Here is a 16,348-nt window from a genome sequence, read left to right as displayed (position 1 = left end):
TATCGAATTCCCTCAGGCGATCGAGCAGGACATATCGTGGCCGCGATCTGGTGGAGCGACCCCACGAAACCCCTCGCAGGTGTCTTTACCTGCTACTGGAATGATCTGGCATCCTCGTGGACACCGCTACGAGACCTGTGGACACAGCCCACCACGGCGACACCCCGTCAGCGATAGCCGGTCGCGATCGCCCTCCGGCAGGCTCAGATTACCAAGCTGCTACGCCGGAGCAGCAGTTCGACGGCTACACCGAAGTTTGGGACTGCGGCGCATTATCGGTCGATTCTTTGTCCACGGCGTTCTCCATAGCTGGCTTCGGCCATGAGGACCACCATGACACACCCAGTCTCTGCGGGACGGTCGCGGTCTTGAGCTCATGCGAACGCCGGCTGAGTCCAACTCGCAGGAGCCACGCCCATCGAACCCTGGTCGACCGTCGCAGGCGGCCACGGGACGGTGCTGCCGTCAGGCCAGCCGCGTAAGCCACTGTCGCCACCACCCGGACGTGACATTCGTCCACGAAGTTACGGCGGCGTGGCTTTGCATCACGGCATTTCCCATGTGGCAAGACGAGAAGTTCCATGATCAGCATGTCCGGCCGGCGCGCTCTTCGAAGCGGTGTCGTCTTCCTCGTGCTCGCCCCTGTCGGATTGCTATCGCCAGTGTCCGCGCCGCGGCGCCGGCCGCGCCTTCGTCGCCGGGCATCGGCTCGCCTTTGGCTGGCGGGTGGCGGGCGCGGCCGGTATCCAGCCGCCGCGGGACGACTGCCAGCCCAGATGGTTATTCAATATCCTGGAACCAGTTATTGCGTGCAGCCAGTGAGGAAATCGGCTCGACGGTCGCCATTCTTTCCGCAAAATGCTCAACTGCGCGCTGCACAACGTCCGCAGGCCAATCGGAGGGAGAGCGCAGAATCTCCGTTGCTTTGGTGGTTGCGATAGCGCCGAGCTTGACATCGCTGGCCCACGCACCTGTGGGGATTATGGTTCTTGTGCCGCGAAGAGTATCGATCTTCACGGTCTTTTCTGCGCCTACTATCCGGAGCAACGGCCGCATGTCGCCTGCACCGGCTTCCAGTAACTCGCCGTACTTTGCGACGAGCTTTTTGTCTATTTGCTCGATGCTGCTGTCAGTTACCACAGGCCGGAGCAGCCAAAGTGAACGCGGAGAGTAGTTGACGAGATTTCTTCTCAGCTGGTCCTGAATGACCAGTGCTGATCCGCCGAGCCGTCTTCCGGATGTCCTTAGCGCTTTCCCGAGCAATCTCAGATACTTCGGCTTAAGTTGATCGACCGCAGTATTGAGCTCGCCAGCCAGTTCGATTAGCACGTTGGAGCGCGCGACCGTCAGTAGGGAGAATATGCTGTAACTATGATCGACACTCACCTTTGCTGCACGCAGACGCTGCCTCCACCAAACGACGTCGTTTTTTCGCGCGCGAGCTTGGTCTTCAGTCGCGACGATACAGGCCAGAAGGCGTTCGGTGCGTTCGTCCGTTGCGATAGCGGATAAGTCAACACCTGGCGGAACGGCCCCTACTGCTTGCCGAAGAACCCAACCATCACCCCAGAAATCGGCAATCTTGGCCAGACGATGATACCAACCACGATAGTTTTCCAGGGAGCCTGGGCTTTGGCGTAACTCAGCAATGAGCGCAAGGGAATCTGCGCCAGTAGAGCTCCTGCTGCGTCGGCGAACTCTGGTCCGCAGGCCGTTGGAGCCAGATGTCTGCTGCGCCGACTCGTAAGGTCGCTGATCGCTGCAGACAATCGCACATTCGAGTAGCCGGCCTAGGGAGGTCGTTGGCTCGGGCGGCCTTACTAGCTCCGCCGCACCATCATTGATGTCGGCTATGCAGACCCTGAGGACGCTCTCGTCCAGCCCGTCATAACCGCCCTTCACCAGCAGCTCACTGATCCAGTCTGTCGGAAGATCCAAGTTTGGCAGCACTTCGACGAGGTTGGACGTCTGTCGGGCGTTCAATCCGCCGAGCACGGTTAGCGTCGCTGCGGTCTCAAGCCACGACTGCGATGGCTTGAACAAGTTCCACCACCACGCGGCAATGCCATCATCCGGTTGCGCGTGGCGATGAAGACTGTCCGCGAGAACCATACGCAGAGGTGCCGGGTCGTCCTCGCACAGTCTCTTCTGAAGGTGTCGGACCGCTTGCTTACGTCCGGCCCCACCGGTTAGCGCGAGCGGGGTACCGGAGGCTTCGAGAAGGCCGTCCTCGGCCAGGACCACGCCTGGGCCGTCGAGGACAAAGTCTACGATCTCCTGGATTGGCTCATCTGGCTGACCCTGAAAGGTCCGGTCATCAAGTAGAAGCGTTGCCGTGGAGCGGAGCAGCGGATGTACTCGCAGTAATGGCTTCGCGCTCAATCCCCGCAGGTTATGCCGGATGCCGCGGACCTCCACACCTGAGAACATACCGACGAAGAAACGGCAGACGTTCGACCAGTACGGCCGCTCAAGGAGCGCATCGAGGCAGTCGTCACGCGAATTTCCTCGGCCTCTGGGTGGGGCGTTGTCAAAGATGTACAGAGCCGCGAAATATTCGCGTAGGGACTGAACCTCGAATTCGAATTGATTTGTTTCTCGCTCGACGAGACATAGCACACGCGACGAGATAGCAGAGAAAAGAGACTTTGCGAGTTCTTGTCCGTCTTCGCGACCCGCTAGATGGCCGTGAACCAGCTCTTGTATCTGCCGCCGCCCGATCGAGCCCGCCCCAATTCCCTCCTCAGCGCGCGATTGGAGATACCAGCCGAGAAAGGCGTGGATATCTTCGATCACTTTGCGCTGTTCCGACAGTAGCGGTTCTTTCTCTTCGGTCTGCTCGCGGTCGAGGAAAGTCTTGAGGTATTCGCGGTACAACTCGGTACGCTGCTGCGGCAGCAGCTGACGCCGGTGCAGCAGATGGAGCAGGATGGCCATCTGCATGGGATAAGAGGCGAGTTCCCGAATGTGCGGCACATTCTGGTTGTCGAGGAACACTCGTTGAAGCTTCTTGGCCGACTCATCCGTCAAGCGCGCAACCGCGCTCCATTTCTGCAAATACTGTAACCGGAGGCCGTAGGTGAGGCGCTGGAGGTTGAAGATAGGGAAACTTTGCGATGACCATAGGCTGGCTGTCGTCGCTCCCGGACGAGTTGCAGCTACGATGACAAGGTCATACGCGAAGGTGCTCAGCCGGTCATGGGTGCTGACGATAGCGTCACTTACCAGGGCCCGGTCTTTGAGGTTGGCGACTTCATCGAGGCCGTCGAAAGCCAGAAGCACAGGTTGTGTGGCCACGAGCACGCTGAAGTCCTCAAGGCTGAAGCCTTGGCCACCGCTATGCAGTTTGATGTGATGAGCAATGTATTCTTCGAGGCTGGACAGTTCGCGCTGCGCGGGACTTTGCCGTCGCGCTTTCGCTTTCTCCACCTTGCGTGGGTTTTGCTTCGATGAGGCCCAATCGGCATAGCGTCTAAGATCAATGCGAATCGGTGTCCTGATATGGTCGGTGACTGGCTTTAGCCGCTGGTCACCGCCAGTATAGGCGTGACGGCCGAGTAGCCGTGCCCGGTGGAACTGGCAAATGTACTGCAGGAGAGTAGATTTGCCCGCTCCAGGACCGCCAACCAGGAGTGCGTTGCCCGACCACTCCGGATGGAGAAGTGCTTGGGCTGCACCTGTAACGATGTAGCCCTCGATGGGCGTGATGTCTCCGGGATAGTTGGCTGCGATGCGTGCCATCAGTTCAGCCGGCGCAGCGTCGAGGCGACATCCGAAGGGAACGTCGACAAACATCGCGTCGACGCTTGGGCCGCGCAGCTCAGCTTGTTCGAAGAGAACCTTATCGTCGGCAGCGTACTGGTCGCCGACGTATGCTCGAACAGCTCGCTCGATGTGCTCAGAACGCTGCTCCTGGCGCTCGTGCGCCCGGCGCATTTTCACGAGAGTTTCGACGTTATATCCACGGCCGCCGTCGGCGTCGACCATCGTGTGGTGGACAGGGCACAGCAAGATCAGGTTTTCATACTCGTCGACGTCCACGAAGTCAGGCTCGTGTCGAGGGCCGTCGGAACGTGACGACCGGATGTGTGCCTCCTCCCCGACGACGGTGGCAAAGGTCTCTCCGGTGTGGGCGTCGGTCTGGTCGGTCGTCAGTTCCTGCCGACACTGCGGAAAGGCGCATCGATTGTGGGCACGTCCCCACAAGAGCTTTCGTGTCCTGACCGAAATCCCCACGCGCGATCCTTCACGGTCCGTGATCACCTGTTGGCTGCTCGGCATTCTGCCAGACCAGGGTTAGCTCCTCGTCGGCTGCTGCGCACTCTTCTCGGGTTGACCGCGCGAGTTGCGGCATGAGCAGGTGCTTCGCCAGGCCGAACTGTCGGGCGCGGACTGGGATGCTTTTGGGCACGGGTCAGCTCCCGCGTATCGGGGCCCTCAGCGCAGGGCGACTGCGGTGGCGCCGGAGGTTGCGAGATCGTGGATCGCTCGATAGGCGTGTTCGGCGTTCACCAGGGTCGGGAAGCCGGTGCCAGGAGTCGGCAACGTCACGTGGTGGCAATTGGCGCACCAGGTGCCCGCGCGCCAGACGCTCATCGCTCGCGCCGTCATCACGGTTGACTGCCGTGTACGTCGCCAGCGTGCAGCCGCCACGGCTGCCGCTAGGGCGGCGGCCGTGGTGAGGACCGCTGCCATGAACAGCGCTGCCGAGGCGTCCTGAGGGGAAGTCGTCGACGAGGCCAGCAGCACGTAGAGGATGAAGAGGGCCAGCGCGGCACATCCCGCTGACACTGCGGCTGGGCGTGGCGCGGAGGGCTGCGCGGCGGGGGGACGCAGTTGTGCCGCCAGCAGGCTCGATGACCTGGTGCGGCTGCGACTGCGGACGGCGACAGCGCCCCCGACGATGGTGGTGGTGGATGTGCGCGCCATGCGTGTGCCCGCTGCGTGCACTGCGGGCAGGGTGCGGGCTGTGCCAGTAGTTCCACAGTGGTAACAGGTTGACCCGTTCGCCATGCCTTGGAGTATGGCAAGCACCTCCGGCACCGGCCAGGACTTTCGCGCGGGTGCGGGCTTGGTCTCAGTTGGTGGCTACCACGCCCCGCATCGGTGAGCCGCCGGGGGCCGTGGCGTAGGGGTCTGGCTCGCTCAGCTCGGGGCGCCAGTTGTTGAGGGGTACGAGGCCGGGTGCCAGGGTGCGGTAGTCGCCGAGTAGTGCGGCGATCTGCTCGTCGGTGCGAAGGGTGATCTCGGTAGCGGCGCGGGCGCGAAAGACGGCCTTGCCCTCGGACACGGTCGTGTTGTCATAGCGATCGGCCACGGCGGCGCTGATGTGGGACATGACCATCGCGCTACCGGGGGCAAGCCGCTCGCGGATCGGGGTGACGACGGCGTCGATAGAATCGTCGGGGACCTGCTGCAGCACGGAGCAGTACAGTACGGCCGTCGGCTGGTCGAGGTCGACGATGCTAGCAAGGTCGCCGTCGGCGAGCGCGTCGAGGATCAGATCGGGGCGGGTGAAGTCGCCCTCGATGGCCCGGCAGGTGGGGTTGTCCCTGAGGATCTGGTTGGAGACGACGACCGCGACGGGATCAATATCCAGGTACAGCACGCGGATGCTGGGATCGTTTGCCTGGGCGATCTCGTGCACGTTGCCCTGGGTGGGGATACCGGAACCCAGATCGAGGAACTGCTTGATGCCGTCCTCTGCGAGGGTGCGGACCGCCCGCTGCATGAAGAGCCGGTTGGAGCGTGCGATGTCCGCCGAGTCGGGTATGGCTTGCAGGAGCCGCCGCGCGGCTTCGCGGTCGGCTTCGAAGTTCTGCTTGCCACCGAGAAGGTAGTCGTATATTCGAGCGACGGTGGCACGGCCTTGGTCGTGGCTCGATGTACTCGTCGGCGGGCTGCTCATCACTGTCTCCCGTCGCAGGTCCAGTCACTTGTGGATCTCGCAGCCTACGGGATAGCTGCTACTTCGATGGCCCCACTGTGGTGTCTATGTCAGGTTGCTGGTCGCTCACTGCTCCTCCGTCTTGTGGCATGTGCGGTGGCACGTCGGTGTCGGTTTGATGAGAAGGGGGAGCCTTGCCGACTCCGCTTGTTCCAGCGGGGTGCGATGATCGGGTACCCGCAGGTGACCCTTTGGGCGCTACACTCTGACCTTTCGATCATCACTGATCGTAGTTTCGGGAGGTCGGGGTGGTGTGGGCTCGCGCGCGTCTGCGGCGGCGTCTGCGTAGGGCGAGGGTGCCGCCGCCACCCGAGCCCTACACAGTCGAGGGGTGGTGCCAGGCGATTGGCGATTCCCGGGGGCGGCCGTTGGTCATCCGGGACGAATCGTTCGGCGCGGACTACCCGTCCGGGGTCCTTGTCCCGCTGGACCGCGCCGACTACATCCTTGTTGACGCGAGCTTGCCGACGCTTGCGCGGACGCAGAGCGTGCTGCACGAGGTCGCGCATCTCGTCCTTGGCCACAGCGGCAACGCGATGCACTCCGACGTTGATCCCGCCCTGGAGGCCGAAGCGGAACTGGCCGCCGACCTGCTGTACCAGCAGATGATCCGTGCCGCCGCCAGGTCCAACAACGGGCCCGGCGGGAAGCCAGCAGGACTGCGGTCTTGGCGGCCGGCGACGTGGTGGGCGGACCGTCGTACGGACTGGCACGTCAACCAGTTGTGGATCAAGCTGCGGGCCGGCATGCCCGACGCGACGATCGTCAGCACGACCACCGGTGAACCCCTGCCGGTGGAGGTCGGCGGTAGCCGGCATCGCCACCGCCGCGTCATCGAGGTTCACGACGCGCTGCGGCTACTGCGCCCTTGGTGCAGCAGGCAAGTACACGCCAGCGCGCAGCGGCGGGCACATCGGTATCGCTTGGACTCCGCGACCGCCGCTGCGGTCGCGGACGCCGCCACCCTCGCCGTCGCGCTGCGCCGGCGTCAAGCCGCGCTGCCCGTTGTCGACGACCCGCTCAACACGACACCGCCTGTCGACGTGTCCGATGTGCGCGGTGAAGCCCGGCGCTTGGCCCGCACCTCCTTGGCGTGGCATGACTCCCCGGTGGTGGCAGCCGAGGTCGCTCGGTGGGCACCACTGGTTGCGACCATCCACACGAGCGACGAGATACGCCACCACTCGGCTCTCGCGCAGGTGCTGTCGGTGGCGCCGCTGTCCGAGGGCGTCGCCCGGCGCAGCCGGTCATCCCGAGCGGTGCAGCCGCAGCACTCTCGCCCGTCCGGGTAGGGCCCGTGGCTGCCACAGCCGTGCGTGGTTCCTCAACTGGCTGGGGAACATCGCGCCGCCGAACAGTGAGCCGCTGCCCAGCACACAGCCAAGGGCGGCCAGCTCTTCCCGCTCGTCTTCGGCTGCGATGCCGGGAGCAATGACCGCGAAGCCCAAATCGATGGAGAGGTCGACCGCCGCGCGGATGACGGAGCGGGCGGGCCGCCAGCCGGCGTCCAGCGCGTAGGCCGGGTGCAGACGCAGAAAGCTCCAGTCAGCGGCGTTCAGTGCCTCGAAGTTGTCCTGGTCGCTGCCAAAGTTCGCCAGCAACAGTCGTACTCCGTAGTGCCGCAGCTGCTCGACGGTGTTCCGATCGTGCAGTGCGGTCGGTTCGGCGACTTCCAGCACCAGCGATGACGCTGCCACGCCGTAGCCGCTGAGCATCTCGCGCAGAGAGTCAGCGAACTGGGGTGTCAGCGCACGTGCCGGCACTGGCACGATCATCGCTGTCCGAGGCAGCGCCTCGTGCCAGGTGGTCGCCGCTGACACCGACCGTGAGATCACCTTACGGGCGAGGTCCTGCAAGGCTTCCTCATCGTCGATGAGTTGGTAGATGTCCTCGTCGGCGGCGAACACGTCGTGTCGGGAGTAGAGGAATCGCGGCGTCGATTGCACCATGACGATGCGGCCGGTGGTGAGGTCCACGATCGGCTCGCACGAGATCGACATGCGCGCGTCCAGGAGCTCTCGGGCCAACGAGGTGCTGGGCACGGGGGCCGCCTGGTAGGCGACCAGGCGGTCCTGTCCCGCGCGGACCGCCCGCCACATCACTCGCTCCGCGGCATCCAGGAGGTCGTGTGCCTGCGCGGCCGGTCCCGACGTCATTCCGGCGCTCGCCCGCACGCTCAACGGGCCCTGCTCGTCGGTGACCAGTCGACGCAGCGCCGCCACCGCCCAGCACGCCCGCTGGTAGGCGGTGTCCTTCGACAGGCTCCACATGATCAGCGCGAACTCCGCATCGCCGACGCGACCGACAACGGAAGCCGCGTCTCGTGCCGCTCGGCACAGCCGGCTGGCGAGTTCGTTGAGCACCTTCAGCGCGCGGTCCCTGCCGATCGCATCGGCCAGGAACTGGTAGTTCTCCAAGCGGACGACCACCACGTGACAGGTTCCGGTCGCCTTCGCCGTCACGCGAGACAGCACTGCCGTCCGATTCGGCAGTCGGGTGTCGGGATCCTGGGTAGCTGCCAACTCGTGCCGACGCGCATCTTCCGCCAACAGCCTGTAGGCGTGAACGCCGTCCAGGCTGGTCGACAGGTTCGCGGCGAAAGCCCGCAACGTTGCCCGCTCACGCACCGACAACACGTCACGCCGGCCCGTCAGGTACAGCCGCACCATGCCCTGCAACCCGGTCGCATCACGCCGGATCTCGTGCCGCACCACCGTCCGGGCGCCAGCTATGTCGGGAGCCTCGGACGCGGGGCCGTCGTACACGACTCCTGCCTCCCCCGCCTCGCTGTCAGCGCGCACCAGCCGCTCGCCGCCCTGAATCTCGATGTCGGCCGCCCGGGCGCCGAATAGTCCGACCGCTCCGACTGCGGCCGTGTGCAGGACGGTGTGCAGGTCCCGGGCCGACAGCGCGTCGGTCAGCGCCGCCAGGTGCTCCCAGGCGCGCCGCTCTTCACGAATGCGCAGCCGGTACGTCACCGCAAGGTGCAGCACGAGCATCACCGCAGGCAGGGCGATCATCGCCCGCTTGTCGAGCCCGATAACGACCGCGAACAGGCCGGCAGTGACGATCTCGCCGAGCGCGACGATGAGACGGGTGCGCCAGAGGGTACGCAGCACCAGCGGGAACGGTCTACTGGTCGCCAGCGTCACTGCGGCGCTCGTGATCAACTCTTCGATGGCGAACACGACGACCGCCGCTACCAGGAGGCCCGCTCCAAGACGTGCCATCTCTGACGTGTCCAGGTCGGCCTCGACGAAGTCGGGACGCACGCCGAAGGCATACAAGACCGCCGCTGCGGCAGTAGCCGCAACGATGTCCATGCTGGTGTTTTGGATCGCCTTGTGTACGCCCGAGGCGCGGGGGTACCGCGTCACCATCCGTGCTACCGCCACGCCGACGGCCGCACACAAGATCACCCAGGGCGCCGGCAACGCCGCGGCGCACACCAACGACGCGGTGGGCGTCAGAGTGATCCGAATGGGCATCCGTTGCGGTAATGGCGCCGAACAGAGCGCGCCCACCGCCATCAGCGCCGCACCCATCAGCGGATACACGAAATAGTAACGCGCCGGTTGCCCCGCATGGGTTACCGCCCACACGAGGCACACCGACGCCATAATGCAAACCATGGATGTCAATGTGACCAGCGCCCATCTTCCACGCTGGTTTGGCATCAATCAGGCCCCCGTGATCATCGGCCCTGCCCTCTCGTGCAAGTCGTCCACAGTAGCAGCCCACCAGCGGCTTTTCAGCCCCACTCGACGCCCTTACGCATGCTGCCACCTCCCTAGGCCGGACCGAGATCAGAGGGAACATATGCCATCACATAGTTTTCAATCAACATAAAAGGTCTTTTTGGTCATCACTCGCGCACTGCGGCTTTTCCGTTGGCTAAAGAGGGGCGAAGTAGGCAGATCCCACAGAGGTCGGATCGACTGATGGGCGCCACGGGCATCGCCGACAGCAGGAGGACAGCGGAGCAGACGAATTCACCCAGCTCTGCTGAGCAATCAGTCGCCGCCGTGACAACCACCTCGCGGTAAGGCGAAGATCGCCCCGGGGCAGCGCGGGTCGCCACGGCGCGCCTGACGTATGAGGCTTGGGTACCGGTCCGGGCGGGTGGGAGCCAATGAGCGTTAGGCATCGGCGCCGGCGGGGTGTCGGTGCTTGTTGTTGAGGCAGTGGCGGCGCATGCGTTCGAGTTCGTGTTGCATCCGAGGCCCGTCGGGGTGTCCGGGTCGTTGGGCCTTGTGTGTGGCGAGGGTGTCTGCGAGCAGTTGCCGTGCGGTGAGGCAGTCGCCGCTGTCGAACAGCAGTAGCGCATGCGTGGCGTGGGCCGCGATGGTGGGTTGCGCCCGAGGGCCCAGCATGTGGTGAAGGTGGGCGGCGAGCTCGGCGTACAGGTCGGCGGCTTGGGAGGTATGACCGGCGTGGCGGTGTGCGGCGGCGAGGATTTTCAGCGCATGGCACGTGGTCGGGTGGTGGTCGCCAAGGAGGTTGCGCAGGGATCGGTGGCCGTAGGCGGCCCAGGTGATAGCGGTCGGATCGTGGTGGGTGGTGAGAAGTAGTTGCGCGTAGAGGACGGCGGCGGTGGCGGTCGTCTCGTCGCGTGCGGCGGCGCCGGCACGGCGGGGGTCGACTTGAAGGAGGCCGGTCTCCAGTAGTCCGAGTGCGTCAGTCATGTCGCCGGCTCCCATTCGCTCGCGGGCGAGGTCGAGCCGCTGGCGTGTGGTCAGGTCGGGTCGGTATAGCCGTCGTGGTGCGGGGTGCCAGGTGATGTGCAGGTCGGTGGGGGCCGCGCCGATGGTGATGCGGCGGATGATGCCGGGTGCGTAGAGGGCGGCGTCGTGGGTCCGTCCGCGGGGGACGAGGTGGGGGACGCGTTGCAGCATGGCCTCGGCGATCAGGGTGCTGATCTGCGCGGCGGGCAGCGGTCGGCGTGGGCAGGCTGAGCGGCAGGTGTAGCACGGCTCTTGCTCAGGCAGATCCACGAGCACCATCGGCTGCGCGCACAGTCGGCAGACGAGCAGCCCTGGCGGCAGTGACACCGTCTCGATTCCGGTAGCGCTGGCCACCCACCGCCATACGGTGGATGCCGGGATCCGGTGGGCCTGCGCCGCCAGTGTGGCGGCTCGGTAAAGGCCGGTGCTCTCGCCGCTGTTCAGGACGTCGGCTACCACGTCCGCGACGAAGGCGGGGGTCCACGCGATCGGGCGCCGGGTCATGTTCTGGGGCATCAAGGGCTCTCGGATCGTGGCGGACAGCTCGGGCTTCGGCGGTCAGGCAGGAGAGGCTGCGGGACGTACCGGTCGGGCTTCCCTGCTCAGGGGCCAGAGTTTCGGTCCGTCGGGTAGGGCCAGCGGCAGGGCGGCGTGGTAACCCTGTCTGCGCAGCAGGTCGCGGATGGCCTCGGTGGTGACCACGGTGTAGACGGGCCATCCGGAGCTGTCGGCGACGGCGTGATGCCGGCGTAGTAGCTCGCTGGCGAGGCCCTGTCGGCGGTAGGCGGGGTGCACGGCCAGCCATGACAGCCAGTGGTGCGGTGCCCAGGACCGGTAGCCGTCGATGACCGAGGTCAGCTGCCGCAGGCGGCGGGCCGCGGTGCCGGCGAAGGTGGTCAGGTGGTGATCGCCAAGCGGCCAGGAAGAGCCGTCCGGGCCGTAGCGACGCCACACCGCGACCGCCGACAGGTTCACGGTTACCTCGACGGTCTCGGTTTCGATGGCGTGATCGACGTCAACGGCGAGCAGGCGGTGCAGGACGGTGACGCGCTGCGTCGGGTCGGGCAGCAGCCACCGCACGACGGGGTCGGTGTCCAGGGCGCTGGCCAGCAGCACCGTGATCGCGGCGACATCGCGGGGCGTTGCCTTACGCATCGAGGTGTTCAGGGCAGGGCTGGCCACGATGCCTGCCTGCTCGGCGGTCACGGCCTTCCCCCTTCCTTGCGTGTGGCGGCGGACGGTGCCTGCGCCATCGCCTGCGGGTCGAGGTCGACCACAATGGGCAGGTGGTCTGACAGCCTGCGTGCTGCTGGGGTGTCGACCATCTGGTAGCGGCGCAGTGCTGCTGGTCGGGTGGTCCATAAGACGTCCTCGCGTCGGCTCCAGCCGCTACGGTGACCGCCGGTCGCCCTCCACTCCGCGCTCAGCTGGGGTGCGGCGTCATAGAAGCCGCTGCGCTGCAACTCGTGCTGCCCACGCCGCGTTACCGACCCAGACTTCCCGTACGCCTGCAAATTCCAGCTCACAGCACGGAGCGTGCGCTGCGGGGTCATTTCCTGGCCGCCGGGTGCTGGCAGCCAGCCGCCGGGACGCGGGTGGTCGGGGTGCGGCGGCTGTCGATGTAGAGGCGGTAGCTGGCGGCCTCGGCGAGCATCACAGCTTCGCCGTCAGGCCCCATGCGTGGGTCCAGGGTGCGAATGGGGCCGGTGATGGTGCTGTAGGCGGCGAGGAGAACGCCGGTGCTCGCGTCGATGGTGAGGATGTCGCGCCGTGGCACACCACTGCCGTCGGTGTACGGGAGGATGACGTCCAGGCCGGACCGATGGAGGCGGTCGGTGACGCCGGCGCGCACGAGCAGGCCAGGCTGCTCGGCAAGCAGCCGCAGCACTGCCGCACGCACTGGGCGGGTGAGCGCCTGGCGTTCGTAGAGCATCGCGATCCCACCGACGATGTGCTGAGGCAAGAGGTCTTCCGGCCCGCCAGCGAGGAGCAGGTGAGCGCGCAGGCCGGCCGGGCTGCGCAGGGGTGGCTGGTCGAACGGGTCGGCGGGTGAGCGCCTGGTCCAGCTGCTGTCTCCGTCGTACGGGGTGCAACCGTCGGTGGCGACGTGCACGCTGATCTGTCGGCCGCTGTCGGCGTTGTCGGTACGCCACAGCTGGTCGAAACGAATCCGCTCGGGCCATCCGGCGGGTCCGGGTGGGCCAATGATGTCGCGATACCAGGTGCGACGCTCGACGTACTGGTAGGCGCCGGAGGTGGTGTCAGCTGGCGCGTCGCTGAGTCGGTCGGCCAAGCGGGTCAGGACCGGGCCGGCGGCGACCGGCGGTGCACTACTCGGAGTCCAGGCGGGCGTCGGAGTCGGCATCGAGACCGGCGGTTGCACCGTGGGTCCGGCGCAGGCGCCCACTAACACGCTGATCAGCAACGCTCCCCCGACGAGCCCGATAGCCCGACCGAGCAGGTGGTACCTAAAGAGACTCATGGTTTTCCTCGACATCAGCAGGCGGCGGTCCGGGCTGGGTGGGTCTGTCACCGGTGGCCTGGGCGACGGTGGTGAGGACAGGTGATGGGTCGCTGGCTGTGGTCATGCCGGGTGTGGTCACGTCGGGTGTAGGGGCCGGCTGCCCCGTGGCCGGAGGGCTGACGGGACACACGGGCGGTAGCGGAGTCGGAGCGTCCGCGAGCCGGGCGGATGGTGATGGAGTCCCGCTGCGCTTATGTTGGTCGCGGCTCATCGCATGCACGATCACGCCGGTGCTCACCTGCGCGGTCGCCTGGGTGGTGTCATAGCCGCTTCGGGCGAGAAGGTGTTGCCCGGCTGGGAGGGTGACAGTCCATGACGGTAGATCGAGGAGGTCGGTCCGGCTACGCAGGTGAGCTAGCAGTGCGCGACCCCGGCCGGCCCGCTGGTGGGTGGGGAGCACAGCGAGGCACGCGAGGTAGTAGTGGGCGTAGGCCGGTTGCCGGCTGCCGATGATGTCGTCCAGGGCGAGGAAGCGCTCTGCATGCGGGCCTGCGGCGGTGGCGAGGCGAGTGGTGTACTTGCGCGGTGGGGGAATTGGCCCCAACCGGTGGAAGCCAACCGCGGCGGCAGCGAGGTCGGTAGCACGGCCGGCAGCGACGTAGACGTCGCCGAAGAAGAGGGCATGCTCGACCCAGATTCTGGCAACATCGGTCAGGACACGTCCGCGCTGTTCCTCGTCGGGGACCAGCCAAGCAGCAAGAGGAGTGGGCTGTAGAGCCCCGGCGATCACCGCGGCGACGGGATCCTGCTCCGTCCATCGGGCGGCCCGGATGTGATGCGTCACCTCGTACTCCCTTGCTGACTGTCTTGTTGCTGGTGGAAGTGGGGTGGCCGGCGACAGGGAACGGGGGAACCGCTGCCGCCGGCCACGCAGGCCCGGCCGCCGCCCTACCCCCATGGGTTCGGCGGCCGGTGGCTTGTCACCGCACGTAGATCACACGGGCGGCGATGGTGGTGCCGTGGAGCTGCCGGCACGGCCGCGCTCCAGCAGGAGGATGTGGGAGAACAGCCCTGGCCGGCGCCCGCCATCGAGCCACTCCTGGGCGGCGAGCAGTTCGCCGGTGGCCGGGTCGATCACCAACGTCGAGGTGGATCCCCCGGCGATGACCTGGAAGAGCAGTCCGGGTCGGCCGGCGAGGTCATTCGTCGCGCCCCGGTACGTGATGCCGGGAACCGTCGCCAGGACGCGCAGGGCTGTCGCGCGTTGCCGCTGGTCGAGGTACTGACTGGTGGCTAGTCCAACGACGCCGCCGGCCAGCAGCCTCGGGTAGGCCGGCTCGTTGACCAGCTCTGGCGGCGCCAGCAGTTTGGCCAGTTCCCCCGGGTCGGCCGGGATCGCACCGGGAAGGTAGGGATGCAGCTGGCCAACCCCGTATCGCGTCGAGGTCTGCGCGGCCCGGCTGAACTGGTCACGATCGTCGGGCGTGAGCTGGTGGTTAACGCCCCACAGGTCCGGTGCCCGGCGGCTGATCTCCCGGCCTGAGCCGTCTCTGTCGTGGCGCCAGCGTCGTAGGTCGGTGCGGACGATCGTGTTGGTCGCGCGTGCCCACGTTTGCAGGTGCAGGTACGTGTAGGGCAGCCCGGCGGTGGTGTCGGCGGGCGTGGCGCTGATGGTGCTGGCGAGCAGCTCCAAGCGCTGCCGAGTGGTGAGCCTGGCAGCGGCGGTGGTCGTCGTGGTAGAAGGCGAGACGGACGGCTGTTCTGCGGCTGTTGGGCTCACGTCTCGTCTTGAGGTGGTGGTGGCGGTGTCGTCGGTCTGGCAGGCGGTGACCGCCGCGAGGACGAGGCTGCCGCCGAGTAGTGCGCCCAGGAGGCGACGCGCCGGAAGGGCCAGGTGAGTCATGGTTCACGCCCTTCAGGTGCGCTCGCGGGCGTGAATGACCCGGCGTTCGTAGGAGCCGAGGAGTACGCGGGGGTCGGCCATGAGGCTGGCGAACCGGTCGACGTCCTCCTGGGTGACGTCGGTCAGGGTGGGATGTAGGTGGGTGACGATGTCGGCGAGTAGCCGGCATCCGGGGCCGCCTCCGGTCCAGGTTTCGGTGGCGGCGTGGATGCAGTGCTGCACCAGGCCGTGGTGCAGGAGCAGGGTTTCGGGTGTGGCGGTCCAGGTTCCGCGGTATGCGCCGGTGACAGCCCGTTGGATCTGGTGCATGACGGTGTAGATCAGGGTGAGGGACTCGTCGTCGGGGCTGCGGTAAACCCGGGGCGTGTTCGGTGTGATGTCGGCGAGGACGAGCCAGCCGCCCGGGCGCAGCCGGGCGATCAGCTGCTCAACCACGTCTGCGGGGTCGCGCAGGATGCCGTGGGGCCAGCGGGCAACGATGTGGTCGCAGCTGTCGGCCTGGCCGGGCAGGAGGTCGCGGTTCGGGTCGCGCTGCTGGACGTCGATGACGGGGGTGCCGGTGAGGTGGCTGGTGTCGGTGTCGACGGCGGTGATGGCCCCGTAGCGGCCGACGAGCTGCGCCAGGCGGGCGGTGATTTCGCCGGCACCGGCGCCGATCTCCAGCACCTTCTGGTTGGTCCTGATGTCGAGTTGGTCCAGGATGTTGTGGATGCTCGGGTTGAGTAGCTGGTGTATCGGCGCGGGGTGGGCCGGCAGTGTGGTCGTCATGGCGTTCCTTCAGTGTTGGTGTGGTGGGTGATGCCGGCGGCATCAGGTGCTCAGGTGGTCCTCGCGGGGACGTGCCGGTTTCGCACGGCAGCGAGGGTGGGGCTCGGTCCGGTCATGGTTGATAGGCCGCGGTGGCGGTGGGTACGTGGGACTGCCAGCGCAGGTCGACGGCGTGTGGTGTGTGGACGAGGACCTGGTCGACCATGCAGACGAGGTGCTGGCGCAGGTCCGCCCGGGTGGCCTGGCGCCACCGGTAGTAGGTGATGAGAGGTCGTTCGATGGCGGTGCGCCGGTCATGGGCGGCGGCGTGCCCGACGACGAGGGCCTCCAGGTATGCGGCGTCGTACAAGCAAAAGCAGAAGCAGACGTAGAAACGGCGTCGTGGGGTGGCGGCGTAGGGCTGGAGTGTCTGCCCGCAGGTGGTGCAGGTGGCCAGGTCGGTGAGCAGCCACAGGCTGGTGTCGTCGTCGGTCACGACATCAACAGCCTGTGGTTGGTGGGTCGGGTGGTTGGCGACGCGGTTCGTGTCAGCGTCGCCAACC

Annotated in this window: 12 protein-coding genes; 1 reads left to right on the top strand and 11 read right to left on the bottom strand. The window is 66.3% G+C overall.

Translation table 11 applies throughout. The features are described 5' to 3' along the window. Positions 1-780: 780 nt before the first annotated feature. The 3 genes from AB0D32_RS32005 to AB0D32_RS31995 form a co-directional block, all read right to left on the bottom strand. Entirely contained in the window at positions 781-4,041 is a 3,261-nt protein-coding gene (locus tag AB0D32_RS32005) for a hypothetical protein (RefSeq protein ID WP_357098436.1), read from the bottom strand. Between the two features lie 396 nt (positions 4,042-4,437). Then, a complete protein-coding gene (locus tag AB0D32_RS32000; protein WP_357098433.1) occupies positions 4,438-4,749 on the bottom strand; it encodes a hypothetical protein in 312 nt (103 codons plus the stop codon). A 328-nt stretch (positions 4,750-5,077) separates the two neighbouring features. After that, positions 5,078-5,908, bottom strand: coding sequence for an SAM-dependent methyltransferase (locus AB0D32_RS31995; RefSeq protein WP_357098430.1), 831 nt, complete (start codon positions 5,906-5,908; stop codon positions 5,078-5,080). 407 nt (positions 5,909-6,315) lie between these two features. On the opposite strand from AB0D32_RS31995, the gene AB0D32_RS31990 reads away from it, so the two are divergent. After that, positions 6,316-7,239, top strand: coding sequence for a DUF6545 domain-containing protein (locus AB0D32_RS31990; protein WP_357098428.1), 924 nt, complete (start codon positions 6,316-6,318; stop codon positions 7,237-7,239). On the opposite strand, the gene AB0D32_RS31985 is transcribed toward AB0D32_RS31990, so the two are convergent. From AB0D32_RS31985 to AB0D32_RS31950, 8 genes are all read right to left on the bottom strand, one after another. Continuing rightward, entirely contained in the window at positions 7,195-9,504 is a 2,310-nt protein-coding gene (locus AB0D32_RS31985; RefSeq protein ID WP_357098425.1) for an EAL domain-containing protein, read from the bottom strand. The genes AB0D32_RS31990 and AB0D32_RS31985 overlap by 45 nt on opposite strands. A 582-nt stretch (positions 9,505-10,086) precedes the next feature. Beyond that, entirely contained in the window at positions 10,087-11,187 is a 1,101-nt protein-coding gene (locus AB0D32_RS31980) for a hypothetical protein (RefSeq protein ID WP_357098422.1), read from the bottom strand. Between the two features lie 42 nt (positions 11,188-11,229). Next, positions 11,230-11,877, bottom strand: a complete 648-nt coding sequence (locus tag AB0D32_RS31975) for a GNAT family N-acetyltransferase (RefSeq protein ID WP_357098419.1) — start codon at positions 11,875-11,877, stop codon at positions 11,230-11,232. A gap of 343 nt (positions 11,878-12,220) precedes the next feature. Then, a complete protein-coding gene (locus tag AB0D32_RS31970) occupies positions 12,221-12,964 on the bottom strand; it encodes a hypothetical protein (protein WP_357098416.1) in 744 nt (247 codons plus the stop codon). Positions 12,965-13,139: 175 nt separating this feature from the next. After that, the gene (locus AB0D32_RS31965) at positions 13,140-13,979 is read right to left on the bottom strand and encodes an N-acetyltransferase (protein WP_357098413.1); all 840 of its coding nucleotides are present in this window, start codon (positions 13,977-13,979) and stop codon (positions 13,140-13,142) included. Positions 13,980-14,129: 150 nt separating this feature from the next. Further along, positions 14,130-15,038, bottom strand: coding sequence for a hypothetical protein (locus AB0D32_RS31960; protein WP_357098410.1), 909 nt, complete (start codon positions 15,036-15,038; stop codon positions 14,130-14,132). Positions 15,039-15,050: 12 nt separating this feature from the next. Next, positions 15,051-15,806, bottom strand: coding sequence for a class I SAM-dependent methyltransferase (locus tag AB0D32_RS31955; RefSeq protein WP_357098407.1), 756 nt, complete (start codon positions 15,804-15,806; stop codon positions 15,051-15,053). 112 nt (positions 15,807-15,918) lie between these two features. Next, positions 15,919-16,348: hypothetical protein (locus tag AB0D32_RS31950; protein WP_357098403.1), on the bottom strand; the 430-nt coding region annotated here is incomplete at its 5' end.

Origin of the sequence: Micromonospora sp. NPDC048170, assembly GCF_040652795.1 — a bacterium.
Lineage (GTDB): Bacteria > Actinomycetota > Actinomycetes > Mycobacteriales > Micromonosporaceae > Micromonospora.
The sequence above is the reverse complement of the archived record's forward strand: the minus strand, read 5'-3'. Positions and strand labels throughout refer to the sequence as shown.

Excerpts from the sequence above, each read along its gene's own strand:
- AB0D32_RS31995 (WP_357098430.1), bottom strand. The coding sequence starts at position 5,908 with ATGAGCAGCCCGCCGACGAGTACATCGAGCCACGACCAAGGCCGTGCC.
- AB0D32_RS31955 (WP_357098407.1), bottom strand. The coding sequence starts at position 15,806 with ATGACGACCACACTGCCGGCCCACCCCGCGCCGATACACCAGCTACTC.
- AB0D32_RS31980 (WP_357098422.1), bottom strand. The coding sequence starts at position 11,187 with ATGCCCCAGAACATGACCCGGCGCCCGATCGCGTGGACCCCCGCCTTC.
- AB0D32_RS31960 (WP_357098410.1), bottom strand. The coding sequence starts at position 15,038 with ATGACTCACCTGGCCCTTCCGGCGCGTCGCCTCCTGGGCGCACTACTC.